This window comes from Streptomyces sp. ST2-7A (assembly GCF_021390475.1).
GTDB lineage: Bacteria > Actinomycetota > Actinomycetes > Streptomycetales > Streptomycetaceae > Streptomyces.
Genome location: NZ_JAJUWS010000013.1, coordinates 118,998 through 125,211, shown reverse-complemented (window position 1 = coordinate 125,211; position 6,214 = coordinate 118,998). Strand labels below are relative to the sequence as shown.

Genomic DNA, 6,214 nt, shown 5'->3' with positions numbered 1-6,214 from the left:
CGGCCGAGCGCGGCCTGGTGGACGACGTCATCGACCCCACCGAGACCCGCGAGGTACTCATCCGTTCGCTGCGGATGCTGCGCACCAAGCACGCCGACCTGCCCTCCCGCAAACACGGCAACCCACCCCAATAACCCCACCCCCACCAGGCCCACCGGGAAGAGATCATTATGACCATCACCCCCCTCATCCGCGTCGAACGCGGCCACGCCGGCCTCGAGGAACTAGCCGCCCTCACCGCCCTCCTGCTCACTCGCGTCCACCCCACTCCCACCCACCCCACAATCACCCACAGACACCATCACGAACGCACCCCCGCCTTCCCCATCCCCCATAGTTGGCGACTGATGACCTGACCACGCCACGGGGCGGCCGAAATCGATCGACTCCAATCGATCGCATGCGGGTAGGCTCGGCGGCGTTGGTGACCTCGTCAAGCAACACTTGACATAGTTCTACATTCAATGAAAACTACCACAGCAACACCGCGTGAGATTCCTGTAACCGCCCCGCATCGAACCCATACGGAAACACGACTTTTTCGGGGGAGACCGTTGCGCATCGGAATTCTTGGCCCACTGGTCATTAACACGGGGGACATCTCCACCGCACCCACGGCACCAAAACTACGCACCGTTCTCGCCTGCATTGCGGTGAACGCCGGAAAGGTGGTACCGGTGTCCACCCTCATCGGCGAACTCTGGGACGTCGACCCCCCGAACAGTGCGGTGACCACGCTCCAGACGTACATCCTGAACCTCCGGAAACTACTGGCCTCCGCCACGGAACGGCCGATGGCCGAGATCGCACAGGAGGTTCTCGTAACCCGTGCGGGTGGTTATCTGATCAAGACGGAGGAAACCGAACTCGACTTCACCCTCTATCACGAGAAGGAGGCTGCCGGCCGTCGACTCATTTCCGCCGGGAAACCCCACGCCGGTATCGCCGTATTGGATGATGCGCTGAATCTCTGGCGCGGCCCCGCCCTCATCGACGTACGCGGCTGTTGGGTTCTGGAAATTCGCCGGCTTCGCCTGGAGGAATCCCGCCTCGCTGTTCTGGAGAAAATGATAGAAACACAGATCAGGCTCGGAATGTACCGGGAAGTACTCCCCAGCCTGGTGGCCCTGGCGGGAAGCAATCCACTGCACGAGGGAATACACGCGCAATACATGCGCGCCCTGTATCTCAGTGGTCGCCGCACCCAGGCACTCAAGGCATTCCAGGAACTTCGCTGCAATCTCGTCCGGGAACTGGGGACCGAGCCGGGAAGGCACATCCAGCGCCTGCACCAGGCGATCCTGGTGGCCGAGAACGACGCGCTGGTCCTGCCTCACGGATAGCCGGCCGGCGCTGTCGGTCGGTCCAGCTCGGCACGGATCGTGCGGGCCACCTCCGACAGCGCCGCCGTGTGATAGAAGTGCCCGCCCTGGAAGATCCGCAGCCGAAACGGGCCGGTGGTAATCCGCCGCCACTCGTTCATCTCCCGGGGTGTCACCACCGGGTCATCCGCTCCGCTCATGGCGACCACCGGGCAGTCCAGTGGTTCTCCGGGCCGCCGCGCATAACCCTCGTTGAGCTCGAAGTCCGCCCGGAGGACGGGCAGGAACAACCGCAGCAGGCCGGGCTGCTGCCGCAGACCGGCCGGCACCCCGCCCAGCCGGACCACCAGATCCAGGATCTCCTGGTCCGTCATTTCCTTCCGAAACGCCGGCACCTCACGATGGCCGGCCCGGCGCCCCGCGGGCGCCCAGCGCCCGGACACGAACAGGCAGCGGGGCGGATCGGTGGGCCCTGCGGAGAGCCTGCGCGCCACCTCGTAGCCCACCGCCGCTCCGGTGCTGTGCCCGAAGATGGCGTAAGGGCCGTCCACATGGCCGGCCACGGCCTCGGCCAGCGGCGGTATCAGCTCCGCCATCCGACGGTAGGGCGTCTCCCGCACCCGACCCTCCCGGCCGGGCAGCACCACGGCCGCGACCTCCACATCCGGCCGCAGCGCAGCCCGCCAGGCATGGAATGCCGTAGCCCCCCCACCCGCGTGCGGAAAGCAGAACAGTCGCACCCGGGGCCTCGTCCCGGTACCCCACACCCTGACCCATGCCTCCGATGACACCGCTCCGCCCCCTTCCGCCGGACAACGCGAGCAGGCTAGTGCTCCTCGGGTAACCGTCGCTGTCCAAGACTCCGCACTTCTCCACTCCGCGGGGCAGCCGACCCGGTCCGACACCGGGTCGGGCCGGCGTGTGCGGACCAGGTGCGCGGCGGGTGGATCGGTGTCACCGGGGCCGCCGGTCGGACCGAAGCCGTCGCCGGCGAAGCCCGGCAGGCCCCAGCGGTTGCGTCCCCCCGGGCCGGGGTGGACCCGACGGTGACCGCGCTCGGGTACAGCCGGAAGTCCGGTCGGTCGTCGGAGGTGTTCCCCGACCGGGAGCACCCCGTCCGCCCGGAGCCTCACGTGCCCGCCCACCCGCCGGAAGTCGGTTCGCCCACTTCGCCCTCCGGGTTCGCCGACCGGCGGTGGAACTCCGCCGCGAGCGCGAACCCCTCCCCCACCGGGCGGATCGGCCATCCCGCCCGAATGAGGGCCGAGACCGCGGGATGCCAATCGGCGGTCCCGGCCGCCCGCGCGAGTCGCGCCGGATCGGCGGGCCATGGGCTGAGATGGACCAGATACTCCAGGACGCCCCGACCGGGTTCCCTCCCCCGCACCGCCTCCGGGAGTCGGTCGTCCTCCACGACACTTCCGTCCAACCGATCGACGGACAGTCGGTAGTGGTCCCTCCGGCCGTCGGGGCCCGGCACATCGCTGTCGATGACCCAGCCGAGTTCGCGCAACTCCCTCAGGCGTCGGGTCCACTCCCGGATTCCCGCCACCCCCTCGAGTTCGGCCGGCGAGACCGGCACACCCGGGCGGGCGCGGAGGTGGGCCAACAGCGCGGCGCGGGCCGAACCGAGGAACGCCTGCCGCACCGGGGCGGAAGCCCGGCGGGTCCTGGCCCGCAACTCCCCAAGCCCCGCGGAGAGTGCGAGCCACTCCCCGACGGTGAACCCGCTCCGGGGAAATCCGCGTACCGACTCCAGCGCCTCCTCCAGGGCGGTTTCGAGGTGGTGCAATCCGATGTCGGGGGAGCCGGGCTCGTTCCTCATCCGTCTCGACACTCCTCGCTCCGTTCGGAACGGCACGGGCCCTGGACGGGCCCCGACATCATTGAACCGGTGGGCCGGAAGCGGGGAAAGGGGGCGTTTCCCCCACCGGCACGCGGTACCGCGTGCCGGTACACGCGGGCGCGCGGTTCACGAGCTTCCCCACCTCCGCGCGCCCCGGCCACGCCCGCAACCCCACCATCGGTCGACACAGCGGGTGGTGACACCCCGTTCGGTTGGTCACCCGTCGCGGGGATTTAACGTCCGCGCCCTTGTCATGTCCTTCTCTACGCGCGTAGCTTGTGCGGCGCCGGATGTCCACCCCCGGCCGCTCCCCCACCCGGGCCACACATCCCGGCCCCATGGGCCCCGGCTCCACGGGCCCCGTGAATCACCCCGCCGGCGCGCCCGCGCCGGCCGGATCCCCGCCCCTAGGAGACGGACCACCGTGCCGAACCAGTCGCCGAACCAGTCACCGAGCCGCGCGCGGCGCACCCCGCGCCACGCCCTGCGCCTGGTCACCACCGCCGCCGCGGCGTCGCTGGTGTTGACCCAGCTGCCGCACGCCCTGGCGGCCGACCCCACCGCCGCGGAGGTCGGGGACACAGCGGGCACCGCCGTGATCGGCGAGGTCTACGGCGGCGGCGGCAACTCCGGAGCCGCCCTGACCCGTGACTTCGTCGAGCTCGGCAACCCCGGAACCGGCGCCCTCGACCTGGTCGGCCACAGCGTCCAGTACCTCCCCGGCTCGCCGTCGGCCTCCTCCCGCTGGCAGGTCACCCCGCTGAACGGCACCCTCGAGCCGGGCGCCCGCCACCTGGTGGCGCAGGCCGCCGGCACCGGCGGCACGGTCGAACTGCCGACCCCCGACACCACCGGCTCGATCAACATGAGTGCCACGACCGGCACCGTGGCCCTGGTCGCCGGCACCGCCGAGCTGACCTGCCGCACCGCCGCCGACTGCGCGGCCGACGAGCGGATCGTGGACCTGGTCGGCTACGGCACCGCCGTGGTCCGCGAGGGCTCCGGCCCGGCGGCGGGCGCCTCCAACACCGCCTCGGTGGCCCGGGACGCCGACCTGACCGACACCGACGACAACGCCGCCGACCTGGCCGCCGGCGCCCCGACCCCGGTCAACTCCGCCGGGGAGGGCCCCGCGACCGGCGGCGGAGACGACGGGGAGGAGCCGCCGACCGAGCCGGGCGACGTCCGGATCCGCGACATCCAGGGCGACACCCGGATCTCCCCGCTCGTGGGGACCACCGTGAGCGCCGTCCCCGGTGTGGTGACGGCGGTGCGCGCCACCGGCGCGCGCGGCTTCTGGGTCCAGGACCCCGAGCCCGACACCGACCCGCGCACCTCCGAGGGCGTCTTCGTCCACACCGGCTCGACCGTGCCGACCGTCTCGCCGGGCGACTCCGTCCTGGTCGGCGGACAGGTCGTCGAGTACCGCCCGGCGAGCGCCACCCAGACGCTGACCGAGATCACCTCACCGACCGTCGCCGTGCTCTCCTCCGGCAACCCGCTCCCCGCGCCCGTGGTGCTGGACGCCGACTCGGTGCCCGACCTGTACGCGCCGGAGGCGGCCGGCGGGAGCGTGGAGGAGCTGAAGCTGGACCCGGGGGCCTACGCGCTGGACCTGTACGAGTCGTTGGAGGGGATGCTCGTCGAGGTCTCCGACACCCGGATCGTCGGCCGGACCACCGAGTACGACGAGCTGTGGGTGACGGTCAAGCCGGAGGAGAACCCCTCGGTGCGCGGCGGCACCGTGTACGGCTCCTACGAGGAGCCCAACACCGGCCGGTTGAAGGTCATGTCGCTGGACCCGGCGGCCCCGCTGCCGGAGGCCGATGTCGGCGACGAGCTGACCGGCACCACAACCGGCCCGCTGGACTACGCCCGGTACGGCGGTTACACGCTGATGGCCGCCGAGCTCGGCGGGCACGTGGACAACGGCCTGGAGCGCGAGGTCACCCGCCCGCAGCAGGAGCGGGAACTGGCGATCGCCACCTACAACGTGGAGAACCTCTCCCCGCTGGACGACGACGCCAAGTTCGCCCGCCTCGCCGAGGGCGTGGTGGTCAACCTGGCCGGGCCCGACATCCTCACCCTGGAGGAGATCCAGGACAACACCGGCCCCACCGACGACGGGGTGACCGCCTCCGACGAGACCCTGCGGTTGTTCATCGAGGCCATCGAGGCCGCCGGCGGCCCGGTCTACGAGTGGCGTTCCATCGACCCCGAGGACAAGCGGGACGGCGGCCAGCCCGGCGGCAACATCCGCAACGTGCTGCTGTTCAACCCCGAGCGGGTGGAGTTCGTGGACCGGCCGGGCGGCGACGCCACGACCGCCGTGGAGGCGGTCGCGGCCGACGGCGGCGTGGAACTGTCCGTCTCGCCGGGGCGGATCGAGCCGAACGACTCGGCCTGGGCGAGCAGCCGCAAGCCGCTGATCGGTGAGTTCCGCTTCGAGGGACAGACCTTCTTCGTCGTCGCCAACCACTTCAACTCCAAGGGCGGCGACGAGCCGCTGCACGGCCGCAACCAGCCGCCGAACCGCACCTCGGAGTCCCAGCGCCACCGCCAGGCCACCCTGGTGAACGGCTTCGTCCGGGACCTGCTGGCGGTGGACCCGGACGCCAACGTGGTGGTCGCGGGCGACTTCAACGACTTCGAGTTCTCCGAGACCTGGTCGATCCTCACCTCGGGCGGGGCACTGAACAACCTCATGCTGACGCTGCCCCCCGAGGAGCGCTACACCTACGTCTTCGACGGCAATTCGCAGACCCTGGACGGCATTCTCACCAGTCCGGCCATTCGCGGTTTCGACTACGAGCCGGTGCGGGTGAACGCGGAATTCGCCGATCAGGCCAGTGACCACGACCCGCAGATCGTGCGCGTCGATTCCACCCGCAGCGGCGGGGGCGACGACGGGAAGGGCCCCGGAAAGGGCGACGGCAAGGGCAAGGCGAAGGAGGTCGTGCGGGAGGTGATCCGCGGGATCATCGACTTCCTCGGCAACCTCCTGGGTCGCCTGACCGGCCGCTGATCCCCGGTTCCGAACACCCGG

6 protein-coding genes are annotated in these 6,214 nt (G+C 70.7%); 4 read left to right on the top strand and 2 right to left on the bottom strand.

The genetic code is table 11. From position 1 onward, the window contains the following. The 3 genes from LZF96_RS10725 to LZF96_RS10715 form a co-directional block, all read left to right on the top strand. Nucleotides 1-134, top strand: a 134-nt coding sequence (locus tag LZF96_RS10725) for a carboxyl transferase domain-containing protein (protein WP_233867553.1), incomplete at its 5' end; no start/stop codon positions are given. A 36-nt stretch (nucleotides 135-170) separates the two neighbouring features. Beyond that, on the top strand, nucleotides 171-356 hold the full coding sequence (locus tag LZF96_RS10720; protein WP_233869396.1) for an acyl-CoA carboxylase epsilon subunit: 186 nt from the start codon (nucleotides 171-173) through the stop codon (nucleotides 354-356). 210 nt (nucleotides 357-566) lie between these two features. Beyond that, nucleotides 567-1,343, top strand: a complete 777-nt coding sequence (locus LZF96_RS10715; protein WP_308294182.1) for an AfsR/SARP family transcriptional regulator — start codon at nucleotides 567-569, stop codon at nucleotides 1,341-1,343. Here the strand turns inward: LZF96_RS10715 and LZF96_RS10710 are convergent. Together LZF96_RS10710 and LZF96_RS10705 are read right to left on the bottom strand one after the other, a co-directional pair. After that, nucleotides 1,334-2,062: a thioesterase II family protein gene (locus LZF96_RS10710; protein ID WP_233869412.1), complete on the bottom strand. Its 729-nt coding sequence runs from the start codon at nucleotides 2,060-2,062 to the stop codon at nucleotides 1,334-1,336. The two genes, LZF96_RS10715 and LZF96_RS10710, sit on opposite strands and share 10 nt — an antisense overlap. Before the next feature lie 389 nt (nucleotides 2,063-2,451). Further along, a complete protein-coding gene (locus LZF96_RS10705; RefSeq protein WP_233869390.1) occupies nucleotides 2,452-3,147 on the bottom strand; it encodes a hypothetical protein in 696 nt (231 codons plus the stop codon). Between the two features lie 505 nt (nucleotides 3,148-3,652). On the opposite strand from LZF96_RS10705, the gene LZF96_RS10700 reads away from it, so the two are divergent. Then, entirely contained in the window at nucleotides 3,653-6,193 is a 2,541-nt protein-coding gene (locus tag LZF96_RS10700; protein WP_233869409.1) for an endonuclease/exonuclease/phosphatase family protein, read from the top strand. Nucleotides 6,194-6,214: the final 21 nt, after the last annotated feature.

Coding starts and splice junctions, on each gene's coding strand:
- LZF96_RS10720 (WP_233869396.1), top strand. CDS start 171: ATGACCATCACCCCCCTCATCCGCGTCGAACGCGGCCACGCCGGCCTC.
- LZF96_RS10705 (WP_233869390.1), bottom strand. CDS start 3,147: ATGAGGAACGAGCCCGGCTCCCCCGACATCGGATTGCACCACCTCGAA.